At 63.6% G+C, this 19,512-nt stretch carries 20 protein-coding genes and 1 pseudogene; 12 read left to right on the top strand and 9 right to left on the bottom strand.

Translation table 11 applies throughout. The annotated features are described in order from the left end of the window. Positions 1-327: 327 nt before the first annotated feature. Positions 328-1,521, bottom strand: a complete 1,194-nt coding sequence (locus tag ABWP84_RS14560) for an MFS transporter (RefSeq protein ID WP_353212763.1) — start codon at positions 1,519-1,521, stop codon at positions 328-330. Positions 1,522-1,573: 52 nt separating this feature from the next. Then, positions 1,574-2,392: a type I methionyl aminopeptidase gene (map, locus tag ABWP84_RS14555; RefSeq protein ID WP_353212762.1), complete on the bottom strand. Its 819-nt coding sequence runs from the start codon at positions 2,390-2,392 to the stop codon at positions 1,574-1,576. Between the two features lie 320 nt (positions 2,393-2,712). Between map and ABWP84_RS14550 the strand changes: the two are divergent. Next, positions 2,713-3,177, top strand: a pseudogene (locus ABWP84_RS14550) (TorF family putative porin). Between the two features lie 84 nt (positions 3,178-3,261). Beyond that, complete coding sequence (locus ABWP84_RS14545; protein WP_353212761.1) at positions 3,262-3,477, top strand: hypothetical protein; 216 nt, start codon at positions 3,262-3,264, stop codon at positions 3,475-3,477. Positions 3,478-3,484: 7 nt separating this feature from the next. Here the strand turns inward: ABWP84_RS14545 and ABWP84_RS14540 are convergent, their stop codons facing one another. Beyond that, on the bottom strand, positions 3,485-4,381 hold the full coding sequence (locus ABWP84_RS14540) for a class I SAM-dependent methyltransferase (RefSeq protein ID WP_353212760.1): 897 nt from the start codon (positions 4,379-4,381) through the stop codon (positions 3,485-3,487). 42 nt (positions 4,382-4,423) lie between these two features. Next, a complete protein-coding gene (locus ABWP84_RS14535) occupies positions 4,424-4,981 on the bottom strand; it encodes an outer membrane protein assembly factor BamE (RefSeq protein WP_353212759.1) in 558 nt (185 codons plus the stop codon). Between the two features lie 77 nt (positions 4,982-5,058). On the opposite strand from ABWP84_RS14535, the gene ABWP84_RS14530 reads away from it, so the two are divergent. The 6 genes from ABWP84_RS14530 (at position 5,059) to ABWP84_RS14505 (ending at position 9,376) form a co-directional block, all read left to right on the top strand. Further along, positions 5,059-5,598, top strand: a complete 540-nt coding sequence (locus tag ABWP84_RS14530) for a ubiquinol-cytochrome C chaperone family protein (protein WP_353212758.1) — start codon at positions 5,059-5,061, stop codon at positions 5,596-5,598. Continuing rightward, a complete protein-coding gene (locus ABWP84_RS14525) occupies positions 5,595-6,101 on the top strand; it encodes a DUF177 domain-containing protein (protein ID WP_353212757.1) in 507 nt (168 codons plus the stop codon). Before ABWP84_RS14530 ends, ABWP84_RS14525 begins: the two co-directional genes overlap by 4 nt. Positions 6,102-6,220: 119 nt before the next feature. After that, complete coding sequence (gene rpmF / locus ABWP84_RS14520) at positions 6,221-6,424, top strand: 50S ribosomal protein L32 (RefSeq protein WP_353212756.1); 204 nt, start codon at positions 6,221-6,223, stop codon at positions 6,422-6,424. Between the two features lie 60 nt (positions 6,425-6,484). After that, complete coding sequence (plsX, locus tag ABWP84_RS14515; protein ID WP_353212755.1) at positions 6,485-7,558, top strand: phosphate acyltransferase PlsX; 1,074 nt, start codon at positions 6,485-6,487, stop codon at positions 7,556-7,558. Beyond that, a complete protein-coding gene (locus tag ABWP84_RS14510; RefSeq protein ID WP_408904274.1) occupies positions 7,555-8,520 on the top strand; it encodes a beta-ketoacyl-ACP synthase III in 966 nt (321 codons plus the stop codon). Before plsX ends, ABWP84_RS14510 begins: the two co-directional genes overlap by 4 nt. Positions 8,521-8,626: 106 nt before the next feature. Continuing rightward, on the top strand, positions 8,627-9,376 hold the full coding sequence (locus tag ABWP84_RS14505) for an SDR family oxidoreductase (protein WP_353212754.1): 750 nt from the start codon (positions 8,627-8,629) through the stop codon (positions 9,374-9,376). 254 nt (positions 9,377-9,630) lie between these two features. Here the strand turns inward: ABWP84_RS14505 and ABWP84_RS14500 are convergent, their stop codons facing one another. The 4 genes from ABWP84_RS14500 to ABWP84_RS14485 form a co-directional block, all read right to left on the bottom strand. Further along, positions 9,631-10,506: a carbohydrate ABC transporter permease gene (locus ABWP84_RS14500; RefSeq protein WP_353212753.1), complete on the bottom strand. Its 876-nt coding sequence runs from the start codon at positions 10,504-10,506 to the stop codon at positions 9,631-9,633. A 1-nt stretch (position 10,507) separates the two neighbouring features. Then, on the bottom strand, positions 10,508-11,470 hold the full coding sequence (locus ABWP84_RS14495; protein WP_353212752.1) for a sugar ABC transporter permease: 963 nt from the start codon (positions 11,468-11,470) through the stop codon (positions 10,508-10,510). A 92-nt stretch (positions 11,471-11,562) separates the two neighbouring features. Then, entirely contained in the window at positions 11,563-12,888 is a 1,326-nt protein-coding gene (locus ABWP84_RS14490; protein ID WP_353212751.1) for an extracellular solute-binding protein, read from the bottom strand. Between the two features lie 23 nt (positions 12,889-12,911). Further along, the gene (locus tag ABWP84_RS14485; protein WP_353212750.1) at positions 12,912-13,958 is read right to left on the bottom strand and encodes a sn-glycerol-3-phosphate ABC transporter ATP-binding protein UgpC; all 1,047 of its coding nucleotides are present in this window, start codon (positions 13,956-13,958) and stop codon (positions 12,912-12,914) included. Positions 13,959-14,172: 214 nt separating this feature from the next. Here ABWP84_RS14485 and ABWP84_RS14480 point away from each other — a divergent pair, with 214 nt between their 5' ends. Continuing rightward, a complete protein-coding gene (locus ABWP84_RS14480) occupies positions 14,173-14,898 on the top strand; it encodes a PEP-CTERM sorting domain-containing protein (protein WP_353212749.1) in 726 nt (241 codons plus the stop codon). A gap of 65 nt (positions 14,899-14,963) precedes the next feature. Here the strand turns inward: ABWP84_RS14480 and ABWP84_RS14475 are convergent, their stop codons facing one another. Continuing rightward, the gene (locus tag ABWP84_RS14475; protein WP_353212748.1) at positions 14,964-16,580 is read right to left on the bottom strand and encodes a thiamine pyrophosphate-requiring protein; all 1,617 of its coding nucleotides are present in this window, start codon (positions 16,578-16,580) and stop codon (positions 14,964-14,966) included. A 240-nt stretch (positions 16,581-16,820) separates the two neighbouring features. Here ABWP84_RS14475 and ABWP84_RS14470 point away from each other — a divergent pair, with 240 nt between their 5' ends. From ABWP84_RS14470 to ABWP84_RS14460, 3 genes are all read left to right on the top strand, one after another. Then, positions 16,821-17,009, top strand: a complete 189-nt coding sequence (locus ABWP84_RS14470; RefSeq protein WP_353212747.1) for a hypothetical protein — start codon at positions 16,821-16,823, stop codon at positions 17,007-17,009. After that, a complete protein-coding gene (locus ABWP84_RS14465) occupies positions 17,009-18,385 on the top strand; it encodes an amidase (protein ID WP_353212746.1) in 1,377 nt (458 codons plus the stop codon). Before ABWP84_RS14470 ends, ABWP84_RS14465 begins: the two co-directional genes overlap by 1 nt. 68 nt (positions 18,386-18,453) lie before the next feature. Then, positions 18,454-19,185 (top strand): SDR family NAD(P)-dependent oxidoreductase, encoded by a 732-nt coding sequence (locus ABWP84_RS14460; RefSeq protein ID WP_353212745.1) that lies wholly within the window; start codon positions 18,454-18,456, stop codon positions 19,183-19,185. Positions 19,186-19,512: the final 327 nt, after the last annotated feature.

The raw sequence follows: 19,512 nt of genomic DNA, 5'->3' as shown, positions 1-19,512 counted from the left end.
CGCCTCCGCTGCGGAAGAACGAACGGCGAGGGGAGATAAGATCGAGGGGCTTTGCCCCTCGAGCACCCCAGGAGGGTCGACATACATGTCGACCAGTTTCCTCCACCTTCGATGTATTATCGGTTTTGGGTTGCAATTGGTTTAGGTAGAACTGTTTGAGACGATAAAAATATTATAAAAACAAAACACTAATTCCCATATAGTGAGCCCATCCGCACGGGACAGGCTCGAAAAAAATATCAGAGGTCGAGGAAAATCGTCGGCATATATGTCGACCATGTTGGGAGAGCGGGAGGGGCCAAAGCCCTTTCGCTCCTTGCTCCGCCCTCAGTGCTTCTCAGCAGCCAAATCGGCGTGAGAAGGCCGCAGCAACACAATGCCGACAACCAAGGCCGGCAACCCACAGACCGCAAAGCCCAGCCCATAACTCCCACTCGCCCAAAGAATACCGGCAAAGACCAAGGGCAAAAGCAGTGCCCCCACCTGGCCGAAGGACAGCACCCCCCCTGTCGCCGCCCCGCGCATATGCGGCGCCAGCCGCGCGGCTTCCGCCAGCAGCACGCCATGCCAGGACATTGCGGTCGCGCTCAGCGCACTCGCCACCAGCCCCACCGCCACCACCGGCCAGGCTGCGCCAAAAAAGGCCAGTGCGAAGCTGCTCACCGCCATCCCCAAGGCCAGCGCCCCCATCATCGCCCGGGGTGCGACAAAGCTGCTGCCCATCCAGCCCCAGAGAATACGCCCCGGCACCGCCACCATCATGGCAATGGAAAACACCAGCCCCGCCAGGCTCAGCCCATACCCCGCCTCGGTCAGCAGAATGATAAAATAGGAGGTGAACACCGTCTGCAGCCCATTGAAGGCAAAACAGGCCAGGGAAAGCCGCCGCAATTCCGGCGCCGTCATCACCGCCCGCAGCGTGGTGGCGAAGTCACTCATCTGGAATGACCGGCCAGGGTCGCGGTCGCTGTCAAACTCGCGCGAGAGTGGCTGCAGCATCACCGCAAACACCAGGCAGGCGATGGCCGCAACATCCAGCGCCGCGCGCCAACTCATCCCATCGGTGATGGCCGGCCCCAAAAGCCCTGCGAGCAGCAACCCCGCCGGCACCGCCGTCTGCTTGATGGAGAAGACCAGCGGCATGATCCGCGGCGGCGTATAGCGCCCCAGCAAATGCGATGAGGCGGGGGTGGACATCGCAGCCCCCCCGCCGCCTATCAACGCCGAGAGCGCGAACATCAGCAAAAGCCCCGAAGAGGCAAAGGCCAGCCCAGCGGCCAAAAACACCAGCGCCACCTGGCTCATCCGCAAAGCGCCATAGCGGATGATGAAACTGCCGCAGCCCAGTTGGAACACCAGCGAGGCAAAGGCGGCAATGGAGACATAAACCCCCACCCATGCCGGGTCGAGCGCCAGATCATCGATAATGGCCGGCGCAATCACCGTGGGCAGGCTGCGGCCGAGCGAGGCGAAGCTCTGCTGCATGAACATCGCCCCCAGCGCCAGGAGCATCCATCGCATCTCACGGCCAAGCCGCATCACCATCCCCCCAGGATGCAGGAAGGCTAAAGCACTACCCCCCCGGGCGGAACCCATAGGGCGGCTTGTGATACCCGCCGGGCGAGAGGGTGAAAATCTCGCAGCCCGTCTCGGTCACCGCCACCATATGCTCGAACTGGGCGGAGAGTGAGCGGTCACGCGTCACCGCCGTCCAGCCATCATCGAGAATTTTCACCTCCGGCCGGCCGGCATTCACCATGGGCTCGATGGTGAAGAACATGCCAGGCTTGAGCACCGGCCCATCACCCGGGCGGCCAAAATGCAGCACATTGGGCGGCGCATGAAACACCCGGCCAATGCCATGGCCACAAAAATCCCGCACGATGGAAAACCGATGCTTCTCGGCATGGCTCTGAATGGCATGGCCCACATCGCCCAGCGTGGCCCCCGGCCGCACCGCCGCTATGCCGCGCATCATCGCCTCATAGGTCACATCGATCAGCAGCTTCGCCTTGGTGCTGGCCTGGCCCGCAATATACATCCGGCTGGTATCGCCATGCCAACCATCGAGAATGACGGTCACATCGATATTGATGATATCGCCATCGATCAGCGCCCGGTCCCCCGGAATGCCATGGCAGACAACGTGATTGATCGAGGTGCAGGAGGATTTGGGATAGCCGCGATAGCCCAGCGTCGCCGGTGTCGCGCCATGCGCCAGGGCGAAATCATGGCAAAGCTGGTCCAATTGCCCGGTGGTGACGCCGGGCAGGACATGCGGGCCGATCATATCAAGGCAGGCCGCGGCCAATTGCCCGGCGCGGCGCATGCCCGCGAAATCCTCGGGCTGGTGTAACGGTATTGTGCGGCTCTCGCCGGCTGGCTGCTCCATCGCGCCAATATCAAGTGGCGGGCGCCGCGGTGCAAGCGGCCAGGAGCCATCCCGCGCCGCGAGCCGGCCGAATTCGTGATACGCTTGCCGGCGTCGGGATAAGGCCGAATGTGAGGAAAAGAGCGAAAGAGCTTTGCCCTTTCGCGCTCTCCCACCAGGAAAATGATTTTCCTGGAGCTTTGGTATTATTTAAAATCAATGATGTATCGAAGGCGGGGGCAAAACCCCTCGATCTTTTCCCCGCGCTGTCCTTTTTCAGCAGACCGCTCAACCCCCGTCATTTCATGGCTTTGCCAGCCGGCTTCGGCTAAACCCCCTTCATGAAATGCCCTGCGGCCCTGCTGGGCCTCCTTCTCGCCACCAGCCCCGCCATGGCGCAACCCCGCCTGGGCGAGAGCGGCCTGACCCTCAACCCGCCCGCCACCCTCACCAGCGACTATATCTTCCGCGGCATCAGCCAAACCCGCTCCCGCCCAGCCGTCTAAGCCAATGCCGAACTCGCCCATCCCGGCAGCGGGGTTTATGTCGGCAGCTTCGTCTCCAACGCCCAATATCTGGGCTATGACGTCACCACCGAGATCGATCTCTTCGGCGGCATTCGCTTCCCCCTTGGCGGCTTCAATATCGATCTCCAGGGCATCTGGTACCATTATGCCGGCCTCACTAGGCGTGGCGGCCAGCCGCGGCTGGATTATGATGAGACCATTTTGCGCGCCAGCCGCAGCCTCGGGCCTCTCACCATCTTGGCCACGCTGGGCGCGTCACCAAATTGCTTCGCCAGTTGAGGCACGGGTTTTTATGTCGAGGGCGGCCTGGATTGGCAAACCGGGTTCTGGGGCCTCACCCTGGGCGGCCGGCTGGCGCATCAAATGCTGCAACGCCCGGCCAATTTCGGCGCCGGCAATGACAGCTGGTGGGGCGTGAACCTCACCCGCGACTTCACCATCGAGGCCATGGGCACCCTCACGGCCACGCTCAGCTACGTCCAGACCTCCATCGCGCATGATCATTGCGTGCCCATCGCCGGCCGGGGCCAGGATATTTGCGGGGCGAGGGCGCTGGCCAGCCTCGGTTTTCGCTTCTGAGAGCGTATCACCCACGCCCCTCCCGCCCAGGCCCCGCCGCCTCACCCGCGCTGTGTTCCTCCGCCCCCAGCGCATCGGCCAGCCGGGCATTGGCGCTGCCGGGCCGGGCAGGGCGGCTTTGGCTGTCATGCGGCGCCCAGCCGGTCAGCATCAGCAGCGGCAGCGGCATCGCCATCGGTAGCGAGGCCTCCAGCGCCGCAAAAGCCTGGGCAAACAGCCCGCGCGGCGGAATACGCCCATCGCGCGCCAGCACCGTATTCTGCTCCCCCGCCGCGCGCAGATCGGCCACCAACCCCAGCGCCGAGCGATAAGCCAGCTCCAGCTTTTGCTGGTCCGCCACCGGCAGGGCAAAGCCCGCGCGCTGCAACAGCGCCGCCATATCGCGCAATTCCGCAAAGGGTGAGACCCGCGGCGAGGCCCCGCCACTCACCGCCACCTCCGCCACCACCAGCGCCTCACGCAGCGCCTGCAGGCTGCCCAGGCCCGGCAGGCTGGCCAGGAATAGCCCATCGGGCCGCAGCGCCCGACGAATTTGAATGAGCGCCCCCGGCAGATCATTCACCTTATGCAGCGAGAGCGAGGCGACCACCAGGTCAAACGCCCCCTCGGCAAAGGGCAGCATTTCCTCATCGCCCGCCACCGCCACCCCGCCCCCCCGCGCCGCCATCGCGGGCGAGAGATCAAGGCTCACCACATCGGCAATCCCGCGCGCGCGCAGCATCGGCGCCACCACCCCCCGCCCGCCAATCTCCAAGGCCTGGGTGAAGCGCCGCGTCGTGTCATCCAGCCGGTCGAGCAACAGATCCGCCGCCGCTTCCAGCACCGGCGCCACATCCGCCACCCGCGCCGCCGCCCTCTCACGCCTTCGCCGCAGCAGCCCGCGGTCAAATATCAGCGGCGTCATGCCCCCTGCGCCCACTCGCAGCGCCGCCCAACTCCCGCCGATTCAGCGACTGGAGGAATTGGCCACACCCGGCGCCGCCGGCTGGCCGGTGCTGCTACCCGTGGGGTTGAAGCGGCCGATATTGCCGAACAACCCCTGCAACAGGGTGCGATCATTGCCCGGCACTGGCGTCTCGCGGCTGGCGAAGCTGAGGTTGCGGCCATCCGCCTGGCCCAATTCGCGCAGCTCTCGCACCGTGCCATTGGGGTTGAAGGCCACCACCACCACCCGCTGATTGCTCACCGACAGCGCCCGCCCCGGCCGCAGCTGAGTCGAGCTGCTGATGTAATACCAGGTGTCATCCGAGAAGGTGGCGGTATGGCTCGGGCTGCCCAGCAGTGCCTGCACATCGGCGCGCGCGGTCACACCTGGGGTGATCTGCTGCAATTGCTCCGCAGAGACCAGATGCCCCCGGGCAATAATGGGCGAGGAAAACACCTCGCGCGGGCGCTCGGGCAGCGGCGGCAGATACTGGCACCCCGCCACGCCCAGGCAGGCCAGCACGGCCAGTGCTCGCGCCAAAGGTGGTGTCGCATTGACCTTGAGAGGCGTCGGTTCCATGTGAGGCGAGGTGCCACCTTGCCCGGTTGCGGTCAACTGCGTGGCGCCACACCCATTCCAAAGGCCAGACTGAAACCATGGTGCTCGCCCGCCTTTTCCGCCGCAAACCCTTCGAACGCGAGGGCTACGAGCTCTATGGCGCCGCCGTCGCCGCAGCCCGCGCACCCGCCTATTATCTGGACTACGCCGTGGCCGACACGCTGCAAGGCCGCTTTGACCTGGTGGGCCTGCATGTCGCCCTGCTGATCCGCCGCCTGCGGCATGATCCCGCCCCCGAGGGGCAAACCCTCGCCCAGGCGGTCTTCGATGCCATGTTCAACGACATGGATGTCAATCTGCGCGAGATGGGCGTGGGCGATATGAGCATCAGCAAACGCGTCAAGAGCATGTGGGAGGCCTTTCATGGCCGTGCCCAGGCCTATGAGGCCGCACTCGATGCCACCGACCCAGAAGCCCTGGCCGAGGCGCTGATCCGCAACCTCTGGGCCGGCGTGGCACCCGAGGATGCCACCGCCGCCCCCCGCCTCGCCGCCCGCGCCATCGCCCTTGATGGCGCGCTCGCAGCCCAGCCCATGGCAGGGCTTCGCGCCGGCCGCCTGGTCTTTCCCGCCCTATGAGCGAACTCGAATTCTCCCGCCCCGTGCGCGTCTCCCATTTGCCCGGGGCCGGCCAGCAATTGCGCCTTGAGGCCAATGCCACCGAATGCGCCGCCCTCGCCGCCCGTCTGGGCCTGCTCGCGCTGCATCGGTTTTCCGCCGAGCTGCGCCTGCGCGGCGAAACCGCCGGCGGCATTCGCGTCAATGGCCATATCGAGGCCAGCCTCGTACAGGCCTGCGTGGTCAGCCTCGACCCGGTTCCCCAGAGCCTGCGCGAGGATGTCGCCCTGCGAATCCTCCCCGAGGGCCAAACCCCCTCCGAGGACCCCGACTCCGAAGACGAGGTCGAATGCGACAATGGCATCGCCGAGCTGGGTGAGGTGATGGCCCAACTCCTCGCCCTCGCCCTCGACCCCTATCCCCGGCTGGAGGGCGCGCAATTGCCCGAGCATGGCGCCGATGACGGCCCGCGCGGCCCCTTTGCCGCCCTCGCGCGCCGCCCACCCTCGGGGCAATCCCGCTAGCCCTGCGTCACCTGAACGTCACATCATCGCCAGCACCTGCTGGACACCCAGCCCCCCCTCTGCTATCGCCGCCCCCTCATTGCAATTCAGCTCGCTGACCTATTGAAAGGCCCGGCACCATGGCCGTTCCGAAGAAGAAGACCTCGCCATCACGCCGTGGCATGCGCCGCAGCCATCACGCGCTGGGCAAGGAAGCCTATGTCGAGTGCTCCAATTGCGGTGAGCTTGCGCGCCCGCACCATGTCTGCTCGCATTGCGGCCATTATGACGGCCGTGAAGTGGCTCCCGCCGGCGATGCGCTGAAGGGCGTCATCCGGGCCTGAGCGGAAGCGCGCCGGGCCCTGGTGGCCATGGCCGCCGGTGTGGTGTGAGGAGAGAGCGGATTGTCCGATAACGGGCCGCCCAGCAAACGGGCGAACTCTAAGCCGCAGATTGCCTCACTCGCAATCGATGCGATGGGCGGCGACAATGCGCCCGAGGCGGTGCTGGCAGGTGTTGATCTCTCGGCCGAGCGCCATCCGGGAGCCAAATTCCTGCTCGTGGGTGACCAGGCCCGGATCCTTCCCATGCTCGATGCCTATCCGCGGGCGAAGAAATCCTGCCTCATTCGTCATGCGGATAGCTTCATCCCTGGCGATATGAAGCCCACCATGGCCTTGCGCATGCGCGATGCGTCTATGCGCCTCGCCATTGATGCGGTGGCGGCGGGCGAGGTCGCGGGCCTCGTCTCGGCCGGCAATACCGGCGCGCTCATGGCGCTGGCCAAAATCCTGGTCAAGACCCTGCCGGAGATCGACCGCCCGGCCCTGGGTGCCATCATGCCCTCCGCGCGTGGCGATGTCGTCATGCTCGATCTGGGCGCCAATGTCGCCTGCGACAGCCGCAACCTCGTCGAATTCGCCATCATGGGCGATGCCTTCGCCCGCGCCGTGCTCGGCCTGCCCAATCCCAGCATCGGCCTGCTCAATGTCGGCTCCGAGGAGTTGAAGGGCGATGATAGGGTGCGTCAGGCGGCGGAAATCCTCCGCGCCGATGCCGGGATCAATTTCTATGGCTTCGTCGAGGGCCATGACATTACCGCCGGCACCGTCGATGTCGTGGTGACCGATGGCTTCACCGGCAATGTCGCACTCAAGACCGGCGAGGGCGCGCTCAAGCTGATGCGCGGCCTGCTCAAGCAGGTCTTCACCAGTTCCATCCCCGCCAGACTCGGCTATCTCCTCGCCCGCCCGGCGCTGGACCGGCTGCGCGAATGGATGGACCCGCGGCGCTATAATGGCGCCATCCTACTCGGGTTGAATGGTGTGGTGGTGAAATCACATGGCGGAACCGATGCCATGGGCTTTGCCCATGCCGTGGATGTGGCGATGGATATGGTAACACACGGCTTCACCCACCAGATTCGTGAGGGCGTGGCCCGCCTCCACACGGCCGAATTGACAGGCAGCACGCCGTGATCCGCAGTCGCATCCTGGCCGCTGGCGGCTATCTGCCATCCGACCTCGTCACCAATGAGGCGCTCGCGCAGCGCTATAATCTCGATACCTCGGATGAATGGATCGTCGAGCGCAGCGGCATCCGCCAGCGCCATATCGCAGCCCCGGGCGAGACCACCAGCGCCATGGGCGCCGCCGCCGCCCGCGAGGCCATGGCCCGCGCCGGCATACTCCCCGCCGATGTCGATGCGGTGATCGTGGCCACCGCCACCCCCGATAGCAGCTTCCCCGCCACAGCCGTACGCATCCAGGCGCAGCTGGGCATCACCCAGGGTTTCGCCTTCGATATCCTCGCCGCCTGCACCGGCTTCGTCTATGCGCTGAGCGTGGCCGATAGCATGATCCGCAGCGGTTCCGCCCGCTGCGCCCTGGTGATTGGCGCCGAGGCCTATTCGCGCATCCTCGACTGGACCGACCGCGCCTCCTGCGTGCTCTTCGGCGATGGCGCGGGGGCTGTGGTGCTGCGCGCCGAGGCCGATGCCGAGCACGGCATCCTCTCCACCCACCTGCACGCTGATGGAAGGCTTGCCGATATCCTCCATGTCGAGGGCGGCCCCGGCAGCACCGGCGGCACCGGCCTGCTGCGCATGGCCGGGCGCGAGGTGTTCAAGCACGCCGTCACCAAGCTCGCTTCCGTGGTCGATGAGGCGCTGGAGGCCAATGGCCTCGCCCGCCACGACATCGCTTGGCTTGTGCCCCACCAGGCCAATATCCGCATCATCGAGGCCATGGGCAAAAAGCTCGGCCTGGCGCCTGAGCGGGTGGTGGTGACGGTGGACCGCCACGCCAATACCTCCGCCGCCTCCATCCCCCTCGCTTTGGCCGATGCGGAGGCTGCCGGAAAATTCCAGCGCGGCGATGTCGTGCTGATGGAAGCCATTGGCGGCGGGCTCACCTGGGGCTCGGCACTGGCGCGCTGGTAAAACGCTGCATTCGCACGGCGGGCGACCTTGTCCTATCTGGCACTTGGCGTGACACTCACCCCCGATGACGCGGGCATTCCAGCCCGCGCGCGGGAGGGATTCTACAATGAATAAAGTGGCATGGGTGACGGGCGCGGGCAGTGGCATCGGCGAGGCCTGCGCCGAGGGCTTGGCACAGGATGGCTATGTGGTGGTGCTGACCGGCCGGCGGAAGGAACCGCTCGAGGCCGTGGCCGCGCGCATCAAAGCCGCCGGCGGCACCGCGCATGTCAAGACCGCCGATCTAGGCAAGCCCGCCGCGGTTAAGAAGGTGGCCGATTTCATCGAGAGCAAACTCGGCCGCATCGACCTGCTGGTGAACAATGCGGGGCTGAACATCACCGCCCGCTCCTGGACGGATCTCACGCCCGAGGGCGTGCAGCAGGTGATCGATGGCAATCTCGCCTCGGCCTTCTATTGCTCCATGGCCGTGCTGCCAATGATGCGCGCCCAGGGCGACGGCTTGCTGCTGCACACGGCCTCCATGGCCGGGCGCTTCGTCACCCCCCTTAGCGGATCCAGCTACACCGCAGTGAAGCATGGCGTGGTGGCGATGAGCCACAGCCTGAACATGGAAGAATGCGGCAATGGCATCCGCTCCACCGTGATGTGCCCGGGCGAAGTGAATACCCCCATCCTCGACAAGCGCCCGAACAAACTCTCCGAAGCACAACGGGCGGAAATGGTGCAGCCGCAAGATTGCGCCAATCTGGTGCGCTACATCGCCAGCCAGCCGGCGCATGTCTGCATCAACGAGGTGCTGATCACGCCAACCCGCAACCGCAGCTATTTGGCGGCGATGGGGCGTAAGCTTTAGTATGCTGCTGAAAAAGCTAATTGCGGAGGAGAGGAGCGAAAGGGCTTTGCCCTCTCGCGCTCTCCCACCAGGAAAATCATTTTCCTGGACCTTTGATTAATTTTTGAAACTAATAATTAAACGAAGGTGGAGGAAACTGAGTTTCCTCCTGGGGTGCTCGAGGGGCAAAGCCCCTCGATCTTTTTCCTTGAAGCGCAGCCCGGTAGAGCTTGCCGATAGCGCCAAACCGCACCGGGTTAGAACCGGCGCACAGATTATTCCTTCACCGCCCCCGTCAGGCTGCTCACGTAATAATCCACAAAGAACGAGTAAAAAATCGCCACAGGCAGCGATCCCAACAGCGAACCCGCCATCAGCGCCCCCCATTGATAAACATCGCCCGTCACCAATTCAGTCAGAATGGCCACAGGCACTGTCTTATTCTCGCTCGACTGAATAAACGCCAGCGCATAAATAAACTCATTCCAGCTCAGCGTGAACGAGAAAATCCCCGCCGAAATCAACCCCGGCACCGCCAGCGGCAGGGTGATCTGCCGCAAAATCTGCAGCCGCGTCGCGCCATCAATCAGCGCACATTCCTCCAGCTCATAGGGAATGGATTTGAAATACCCAATCAGCAGCCAGGTGCAGAACGGCACCAGAAACGTCGGATAGACCAGGATCAGCGCCATGGGGCTATCGAACAGCCCCAGCTGCACCACCATCGTCGCCAGCGGAATGAACAGGATGGAGGGCGGCACCAGATAGGCCAGATAAATCGCCAATCCCACATATTGGCTGCCCTTAAACCGCAGCCGCTGAATGGCATAAGCCGCCAATGTCGAGGCCAGCAGCGAGAGGAAGGTCGCCCCCACCGCCACCCCCATCGTCGTCCAGAGCCAACGCGGATAGGACGTCTCAAACAGCAATTTCCGAATATGCTGCAAGGTCGGCGAAGTGATCCAGAACGGATTATGCGCCGCAAAATCATACAGCTCCGCATCCGGCTTGAAGGCGGTGATCGCCATCCAATAAAACGGAAACAGCAGGATCAGCAGAAAACAGCCCAACGGGATCCAGAGCATCACCGCGCGGCGCGCGCGGCTATCCCATTGCATGGTCTCAGGCGCTGCGGTTGAAGCATTGCTCATCTCAGTCGTTCCCCTCGCCCTGTTGCCATTTGCGCCGTGCCAGCGCGAAGTAAGAAAACAGCGTGGCAAAGACCAGGAAGGGGATCATGGAGACCGCAATCGCCGCCCCCTCACCCAGTTGCCCGCCCGGAATGCCGCGCTGGAAGGCGAGTGTGGCCAGCAGATGGGTTGAGTTCACAGGCCCTCCTCGGGTGATCGCATAGACCAGCTGAAAATCGGTGAAGGTGAAGATGATCGAGAAGGTCATCACAATGGCCAAAATCGGCAGCAGCATTGGGAAGGTGATAAACCGAAACCGCTGCCAGGCCGAAGCCCCATCCAGCAGCGCCGCCTCATAGAGCGAGGGCGAAATGGTCTGCAGCCCCGCCAGCAGCGAGATCGCCACAAAGGGAATCCCGCGCCAGACATTGGCCACGATCAGTGAAAACCGTGCCGGCCATTCGCTGCCGATGAAGTTAATATTCGTCGTCCGCCACCCCAGCACATCAACAAAGATGTAGCTGATAATGGAAAATTGCGGGTCATAAATCCACCAAAACGCAATGGCCGAAAGCACCGTCGGCACAATCCAAGGCAATAAGATAATCGCCCTGATCAGCGACTTGAACGGCATGTGCTGGTTCATCAGCAAGGCCAGCCAAAGCCCCAGACCAAATTTTCCGATAGTGGCAATCCCAGTATAAAACACCGAGAAAAACACCGCATTCCAGAATATCGGGTCGGTGAAGAGATACTCAAAATTCTCCAACCCCACCCAAATGCCCTTCCGGCCGATCGTCGAATCGGTAAAGGCCAGATAGATCCCAAGCCCCAGCGGATAGGTGAGAAACACCCCCAGCAGCCCCAGCGCCGGCAGCAGGCAGGCCACCACCAGCACGGCCTTATTGTCAAAAAATTTGACAAGCCAAGAGGGCTCACGTCGGTTCTTCGACCAATGCAATTCCGTCGCGGTGGTGACTGACATGGCCTAATTCCGATCGCCAATGGCGGCCAGCGGGGCCGGCATCAGCCGCCCCGCCACACCGCAGCCTATAAGGGTATTGCGCATCACCACCATCAGCGCCGGCGGAAGAAGCGCGCCGCGCGGCGTTCCGCCTCACGCGCCGCCGCCTCAGGCGTCGCCTGGCCGGAGGCCACGGAGGCGCACATCTGCACCATCACGTAATCCGCATTGGCCGCAGCCGACCCCTCGCTGATCGGCCCCTTATAGCCAAGCCAGAACTCCGTATCCATCGTGTCCTTGAAGAGCGCGACCTTCGGGTCGCCGCTCCAAGTGGCCGAAGCATTAAAGGCGTTCAGCGGCTGCGCCCAATACCCCAGATTGGCCTGCAGCCATGGGTCATATTGCGGCGCCTCCATCATGAAGGTCAGGAAGGCCTTGGCCGCATTGGGGTAGCGGCTATGCTTGAACACCATGGCATTGAGGGTCAGCCCCGCCATCGGCGAGGTGCTGGCCAGGCCTTTGGGCAGCAGGGAATGTTCGGTATCGGCGGCAATCGCCGCCGTCGCCGGGTCATTCTTCAGCGAGAAATACAGCGAAACGCCATTCGCCGTCAGGAACAATTCATTCGAGGCATAGGCGCGGTTATTGCTGATATCGCCCCAGGCCAGCGTGCCGGGGATGAAGGTCGCGTAATATTCCTTCAGCCAGTTCAGCGCCGCCACCGTCTCGCGCGAATTGATCCCCGGCGTGCCATCGGGGTTCACCAGGAAGCCACCAAAGGACCAGATCACCCAATTGGCAAAGCCATTGCCATCGCCCACCGCATTGCCCAGCGCAAAGCCCGTGGGCTTGTTGTTGCGCTTCATCGTCTGCGCCAGCCGCAGCAGCCCGGCATGATCTTCCGGCGGGCGCGCAAACCCCGCCTCATTCACCGCCGATTTGCGCCAGACCAGCGGCCCGCCGGAGGCACCGAAGGGCAGGCCGATCCAATTGTTGGAATTGTGCCGCTTGCCGTATTTCTCGGCCAACTTCTTCCAGCCGCCATATTTGGCGCCAAGATATTCGGCGATATCAGAAATATCGACCAGCTTGTCCTGATACACATGCGGCGCCTCATTGAAGCCGATGATCACATCAGGGCCCGCGCCAGTATTGGCGGTCACGCCGGTCTGCTGGCTGATATCCTCCCAGCCGACGAAATCCACCCGCACCTGCACGCCGGTGGCGGCGGTGAAGCGCGCGGCATTGGCGCGGAACACATCCTCATCGGGCTGCACGAAGCGCACCGGGCGCAGCACGCGCAAGGTCGCGCCGTTTTCCAGCGGCAGGCGCGGGGGGGCGACATTGGCCGTCGCGATATTGCTCTGCGCCATGGCTTCGCCGGCGATCATGCCAGCGCCCAGGCTGCCGACGAGGCGGCGGGTAATGCTGAAGGTCATGTTTCTCTCTCCTGATCCGGCGGCTAGAGCCGCTCTGTGGTTGCCTTGTTGAAAAGATGCGCCATCGCCGCCTGCGGCGCTACAGGAAGTATATCGCCGGGCCGGGCGGTGATGCGCTCACGAAACACGCCATTCACCGTCGTCTCGCCGATTTTCATCGTCACCTGGGTCTCGCTGCCCATCGGTTCCACGATCACCACCCGCGCCTGCATGCCATCGCCCGCCAGGCGGAAATGCTCGGGCCTGATACCATATATCGCAGGTCCTTCCGGCGCATTCTGCGCGGGCAGGGGCCAGCTCACCCCATCGGGGGTGATGAACGCGCCATGCTCAATCCGCCCATCGAGCAAATTCATCGCCGGGCTGCCAATGAACCCCGCCACAAAGAGATTGGCCGGCCGGTCATACAGCTCCAGCGGCGGCCCAGCCTGGCGGATATAGCCCAGCTCCATCACCACAATTTTATCGGCCATGGTCATGGCCTCAATCTGGTCATGGGTGACATAGACCGTGGTCACCTTCAGCCGCTGGTGCAATTCCTTGATCTCGGAGCGCATCTGCACCCGCAGCTTGGCATCGAGGTTCGACAGCGGCTCATCAAACAAGAACACCTGCGGGTTGCGCACAATGGCGCGCCCCATCGCCACACGCTGCCGCTGCCCGCCCGAAAGCTGGCGCGGATAGCGGTCGAGAAAACTCTCCAACCCCAATATCTTCGCAGCCCGGCCCACCTCGGCCTCCATCACCGCCCGCGGCGCCTTGGCCAGCTTCATCGAGAAGGCCATGTTGTCGAAGACCGTCATATGCGGATAGAGCGCATAATTCTGGAACACCATGGCGATGTCCCGGTCCTTGGGCGGCACGTTATTGACCACGCGCTCGCCAATAGCGATCTCGCCGCCGGTGATATTCTCCAGCCCCGCCAGCATGCGCAGCAAGGTGGATTTACCGCAGCCCGAAGGACCGACAAGAACGACGAATTCGCCATCCTCAATATCGACAGAGACGCCATGCAGTACGGCGTTGGAGCCATAGGATTTGCGAACATCGCGAATTTGGACGGTGGCCATGGGCGCCGTGCTACCTCGGGTTATGGGGTGGGGCGGGGTGGAATTTTTCTGCGGGCCAAGGCCCAGACTGGTGTCGGTGTGGTTTACACTTCCGCCGCCCCTTCTGAGAAACTCCCTTTAAGCCATTGAAAGTAATATTAAAAAAATCTGGCACGCTACTTGCTGAAACCCCGATGCGGCGGATTTCCCCAGCCGCGCATGCGGAGCAACACCAATGACCAACACCTTCCGACAAATCCTGCTGGCGGGCGGCGCGGCCTGCGCGATCATCGCAGCCCTGCCCAGCAGCGCGGTGGCAGCGCCCACCTACAGCTTCCTCGTGCAGACCGCCAATCAGAGTGGTGCAACCTTTGATGCCTCGCTCGGCGCTCCCGGCTTCAATAGCGGCGGCGCCATCAGCGCCAACTTCAACTATACCGGCAATCTCAGCTTCAATGTCGGCCCGCCGCAGAACAATAACAGCTCGGGTGACCTGAACTCGTCCTTCTTCACCAACCCCGCGGCCATTTCCAGCTATGCCGGTGCCGGCACGCTGCCCGGGCCGGCCAATGCCAACTTCACCACCCAGGCCAGCTTTCTCGCCTCCAGCGGCAGCGCCGCGGGCTATGGCTATGGCTCCTTCTACACCATTGGCCTGGGCACCCTCGCGGCTGGCACCATCCTCACCATCACCCATGATGATGGCGTCAGCGTCTATCAGGGCGCCAGCCGCATCGGTACCACCACCTCCGGGCCAACCTCGCAGATCACCGAAACCGTGGTGATCGGCAGCACCGGCGCCACCACGCTGTATTATGGCCGGCAGAATGGCGCCCCCTCGGTGCTGAATGTGGCCGTGCCTGAGCCAGCTTCCATCGCCCTGTTCGGCGCTGGCCTGCTGGGCCTGGCCGCGGTGCGCCGCCGCCGCCAGACCAAGAAGGGCCTGCCAGTCGCGGCGTAAGCCTCGGCTGAAACGCGACGGGCCATCTTTGGTGGCCCGTCGCACCCGCCCGGGTGCAACTCCCATCAAAGCCGCGACACCTGCGTCTCTTTGGAGGTGATGAATTCCAAAAGCGCCGGCTGCCCCGCCTTCGTCGCCGCAATGCCGCGCAAAATGGCCGGCACAATATCCTCCGGCCGCTCCACCCGCTCGCCATAGCCGCCAAAGGCCTGCGCCATCGCCGCGTAATTGCCCGAGATATCGGTGGTGCGGTATTTCTCGGTGCTGAGCGCCATGATCTTCAACTCAATCGCCATCGAGAAATTGTTCAGCAGGATGGACAGAATGGGGATGCGCTCGCGCACCGCCGTCTCGAAATCCATCCCCGTGAAGCCAATCGCCGCATCACCCCAAACATTGATGCAGAGTTTGTCGGGTGCCGCCAGCTTCGCCCCCATGGCGAGGCCCAGCCCATAACCCAGCTGCGTCGTCTTCCCCCAGCCCAAATAGGACAGCGGCGTGCGCGAAATCCAGAACGGCGAAAGCTGGTCGCGCGGCGAACCGGCATCATGGGTGATGATGGTATTATCCACATCCACCGTGTTCCACAGGTCGCGCAGCACCCGATAGGGGTTCAGCGGCGCGTCATCACAATCGCGCTTGGGCGCCCATTTCGCCAGCCAGGGTGCCCGAATGGCGCGAATTTCATCCGCCACCGGCGCATGGTCCCGCGCCTCCAGCCCCTGCAATTCGGCCAGCAGCGCATCCAGCGTCAGCCCCGCATCACCCACCAGGCCCAACTCCACCCGCACATCCTTGTTCAGATGGTCAGGGTCCAGCGTGGCATGGATAATCCGCTTGCCCTTCGGCATGGCCACGCCAAAATTCGTCTCGGTGAACGAGCAGCCAATGCCAAAAATCACATCGGCATGATCCAGAAAATGCCGCACCGGCGCCGGAATCGCCAAACCGCCCGAGCCCAACGCCAACGGGTGATCCTCCGGAAAGGAGGATTTGCCGCCCAGCGAGGTCGTCACCGGTGCTGCCAGCAATTCCGCCAGCGCCTTGAGCTGCGGCCAGGCCTTCGCCCAATGCACGCCGGTACCGGCATAAATCACCGGCCGCTTGGCACTGCGCAGCAACTCCGCCGCGCGCTTCACATCATCGGGTGCCGGCGCATAACGCGCCGTCAGCACCGGCTCATAAACCAGCTCGCCCGGAAACTCCTCGGCAAACATATCGGTGGGAACCTCCACCAGCACCGGCCCACCGCGGCCATTGCGCAGCCGCGAGAAGGCACGGCGCATGATATTGGGCACCTCAGCCGCCAGCGACACCGTCTCAGCGCTCTTGGTGATGCCCGCCATCTGCACGGTGGAGGAAAAATTCGGCTTGATCTGCGAAATACGCCGCGCATAGCCCATCGGCAGCACCAGCACCGGAATGCTCTCGCCATAGCATTGCGCCACGCCGCCATAGGCGTTCTCCGCCCCCGGCCCATGCTGCATGCAAAAGGCACCAATCTGCCGGCCAGAGGTCACCCGGCTGATCGCATCGGCCATATGCAGCCCAATGCGCTCCTGCCGCACCATCACCGGGCGGATATCAATCGCCGCGCAGCTTTCGATCAGATGATTGACCGGATAGCCAGTGAGCACCTCAATGCCCTCGCGGCGCATGATCTCCGCGATCGCTTCGCCCACCTTCACGACATCTCTCCCAATGGGCGATGTATCCCGCCTCACCAGAAGGCTAGACCGGGGTTGCCCGCCTGCGCAACCTTGCTGTCACCTTTCCCCCGCGCAATGACACATCAATGATCATGCTGGCGCGGCGATGGGCAAATCCACCCCCATCGGTGCAATCCACCCCACCTGCATGGCTGGACCTTAGCCCCAGCCTGGGCAAACCTCGTCGCCGAAACACCGCATTCTGGAGAGACGATGCCCCCGCTCAGCGAATCCGAAATCGCCGCCCGCCTCGCCACCGCCGGCATAACCCTGCCCAAGATCGAGCAGGATGATTTGCGCGCTGCCTATGCCATGCTCCTCCCCGCGCTGGAGATGATCCGTGGCCCCGGCATCCCCCCCGCCGCCGAACCCGCCCTCACCTTCGCCGCAGGAGAAAAGTGATGCACAGCATCGCCGAAACTGCCGGCCTCATCGCCGCCCGCAAAATCTCCCCGGTCGAACTCGCCAAAACCGCCCTCGCCCGGGCCGAGGCGCTGAACGACAAAATCCACGCCTTCATCCGCATCACCCCCGAACCCGCCTTGGCCGCCGCCCAAGCCGCCGAGGCGCGCGCCGCCTCCGGCAGCCTGCGCGGCCCGCTCGATGGCATCCCCATCGCCCACAAAGACATTTATTGCACCGCCGGCATCCCCACCACGGCGCATTCGGCCCAGCTCAAGGATTTCATCCCCACCGAGGATGCCACCACCGTGCGCATGCTGGCCGCTGCCGGCGTCGTCTCACTCGGCAAACTCGCCACCCATGAATTCGCCTTTGGCGGCCCCAGCTTCGACCTCCCCTGGCCGCCCGCCCGCAACCCGTGGGACACCACACGCTTCACCGCCGGCTCCAGCTCCGGCACCGGCGCGGCCGTTGCCGCCGGCATCATCATGGGCGGCACCGGCTCGGACACGGGCGGCTCCATCCGAGGCCCCGCAGCACTCTGCGGCATTGCAGGCATCAAGCCCACCTATGGGCTCTGCCCACGCACCGGCATCCTGCCCCTCGCCCAAACCCTCGACCATGCCGGCCCCATGGCCTGGTCGGTGGAAGATGTCGCCCTGCTGCTGCAAGCCATGGCCGGCCATGACCCGGCAGACCCCGGCAGCGCCAATCGCCCGGTGCCCGATTTCCACGCGGGCCTCGCCCAGGGCGTGCGCGGCAAACGCATCGGCGTCATCCGCCACTTCCATGAGAGCGACAATCCGGTCAGCCCCGCCACCCTCGCCGGCATCGAAAACACCATCGCCGTGCTGCGCGCCGAGGGCGCGGTTATCAGCGATATCACCCTGCCATCGCTGGCCGAATACAACGCCACCGGCTGGGCCATCATCTACGCCGAATCCTTCGCCGTGCACGAAGCCTGGATGCAGAGCGCGCCCGAAAAATACGGCGAATATATGCGCCACCGCCTGGCCCTCGGTGCGCTGATGAGTGCTGCCGACTACATCCAGGCCCAACGCCGCCGGGCCGATCTCATCACCCGCAGCATTGCCGCCACCCAGGGCGTCGATTTGCTCATCACCGCCAGCGCCATGGGCGAGGCCCCGCCCATCACCGCCGTCTCAAAATGGGCAAGCCTGGAAAAACCCGGCTTCACCATGCCCTTCAACGTGCTCGGCTGGCCCGCCCTCAGCCTATGCAGCGGCTTTGGCGAGGCCGGCCTGCCGGTCTCGGTGCAAATCATCGGCAAACCCTTTGACGATGCCTCCGTCCTCGCCGCAGGCCATGCCTTCGAGAAAGCCACCGCCTTCCGCGCCACCCGCCCGGCCATCTAACCGCGCGCAATTGACAAGCCCTGCGGCTTGCGGCGCCCTCTCTCCAACAAACAGGGAGCGAGGGCGCCATGCCTGACACCAGCCGCCATGCCATCATCACCGGCGCCGCCCGCGGCCTCGGCCTCGCCATCGCCCAAGCCCTGGCCGCACAAGGCCACCGCATCAGCCTTTGGGACCGTGACCGCGCCGCAGTAGAAGCCGCCGCCCACCACCTCGGCGCCCATGCCCAAACCATGGACGTCACCAACCCCGCCAGCATCGCCGCCGCACTCACCGCCTCCGAGGCCGCCCTGGGCCCGGCCGACATCCTCGTCGCCAATGCCGGCATCACCGGCCCCAACCACCTCACCGAGGACTACCCCGTCGATGCCTGGCGCCAGGTGATCGATATCGACCTCACCGGCGTCTTCCTCTGCTGCCAGGCCGTGCTGCCAGGCATGCGCGCGCGTGATTGGGGCCGCATCATCAACATCGCCTCCATCGCCGGCAAAGAAGGCAACCCCAACGCCGCCGCCTATTCCGCCGCCAAGGCCGGCGTCATCGCGTTGACCAAATCCATCGGTAAGGAAACCGCCACCACCGGCATCAGGGTCAATTGCGTCACCCCCGCCGCGGTCGAGACCGAACTCTTCACCCAGATGACCACCGAACAAATCGCCTGGATGAAATCCAAAATCCCCATGGGCCGCTTCGGCCTGCCCAGCGAGGTCGCCGCCCTCGTCACCTGGCTCGCCAGCGAAGCCTGCAGTTTTTCCACCGGCGCTGTCTTCGATTGCTCCGGCGGCCGGGCCACTTATTAGCATCTGCTGCGCGGTTACTGGGAAATGGATCGAGAGTTACAGTAAGATCGAGGGGCTTTGCCCCTCGAGCACCCCAGCAGGAAACTTAGTTTCCTGCACCTTCGTTTATTATCGATTTTATATTTATATTGATGCAAAATTTTGTAATTTCAATAAATCAATTACGATTATATATTTGAGATGAAAAATTATAAAATAATAAAAATTGATAAACATATTTTATTGTATTAATAAAATTATTCCCGGCAACTATTAAGATCGGTAAAAATTCTATCGAAGGTGCAGGAAACTCAGTTTCCTGCTGGGGTGCTCGAGGGGCAAAGCCCC

It is taken from the genome of Rhodovarius sp. (assembly GCF_040399605.1).
Taxonomy (GTDB): domain Bacteria; phylum Pseudomonadota; class Alphaproteobacteria; order Acetobacterales; family Acetobacteraceae; genus Rhodovarius; species Rhodovarius crocodyli_A.
This window is presented reverse-complemented; position numbering and strand designations above follow the sequence as displayed.

Coding starts and splice junctions, on each gene's coding strand:
- ABWP84_RS14530 (WP_353212758.1), top strand. CDS start 5,059: ATGGTGCTCGCCCGCCTTTTCCGCCGCAAACCCTTCGAACGCGAGGGC.
- ABWP84_RS14470 (WP_353212747.1), top strand. CDS start 16,821: ATGCCCCCGCTCAGCGAATCCGAAATCGCCGCCCGCCTCGCCACCGCC.
- ABWP84_RS14560 (WP_353212763.1), bottom strand. CDS start 1,521: ATGCGATGGATGCTCCTGGCGCTGGGGGCGATGTTCATGCAGCAGAGC.
- ABWP84_RS14505 (WP_353212754.1), top strand. CDS start 8,627: ATGAATAAAGTGGCATGGGTGACGGGCGCGGGCAGTGGCATCGGCGAG.
- ABWP84_RS14460 (WP_353212745.1), top strand. CDS start 18,454: ATGCCTGACACCAGCCGCCATGCCATCATCACCGGCGCCGCCCGCGGC.
- ABWP84_RS14485 (WP_353212750.1), bottom strand. CDS start 13,958: ATGGCCACCGTCCAAATTCGCGATGTTCGCAAATCCTATGGCTCCAAC.
- ABWP84_RS14465 (WP_353212746.1), top strand. CDS start 17,009: ATGCACAGCATCGCCGAAACTGCCGGCCTCATCGCCGCCCGCAAAATC.
- map (WP_353212762.1), bottom strand. CDS start 2,392: ATGGAGCAGCCAGCCGGCGAGAGCCGCACAATACCGTTACACCAGCCC.
- rpmF (WP_353212756.1), top strand. CDS start 6,221: ATGGCCGTTCCGAAGAAGAAGACCTCGCCATCACGCCGTGGCATGCGC.
- ABWP84_RS14545 (WP_353212761.1), top strand. CDS start 3,262: ATGCTGCAACGCCCGGCCAATTTCGGCGCCGGCAATGACAGCTGGTGG.
- ABWP84_RS14535 (WP_353212759.1), bottom strand. CDS start 4,981: ATGGAACCGACGCCTCTCAAGGTCAATGCGACACCACCTTTGGCGCGA.
- ABWP84_RS14490 (WP_353212751.1), bottom strand. CDS start 12,888: ATGACCTTCAGCATTACCCGCCGCCTCGTCGGCAGCCTGGGCGCTGGC.
- ABWP84_RS14500 (WP_353212753.1), bottom strand. CDS start 10,506: ATGAGCAATGCTTCAACCGCAGCGCCTGAGACCATGCAATGGGATAGC.
- ABWP84_RS14525 (WP_353212757.1), top strand. CDS start 5,595: ATGAGCGAACTCGAATTCTCCCGCCCCGTGCGCGTCTCCCATTTGCCC.
- ABWP84_RS14495 (WP_353212752.1), bottom strand. CDS start 11,470: ATGTCAGTCACCACCGCGACGGAATTGCATTGGTCGAAGAACCGACGT.
- ABWP84_RS14540 (WP_353212760.1), bottom strand. CDS start 4,381: ATGACGCCGCTGATATTTGACCGCGGGCTGCTGCGGCGAAGGCGTGAG.
- ABWP84_RS14480 (WP_353212749.1), top strand. CDS start 14,173: ATGACCAACACCTTCCGACAAATCCTGCTGGCGGGCGGCGCGGCCTGC.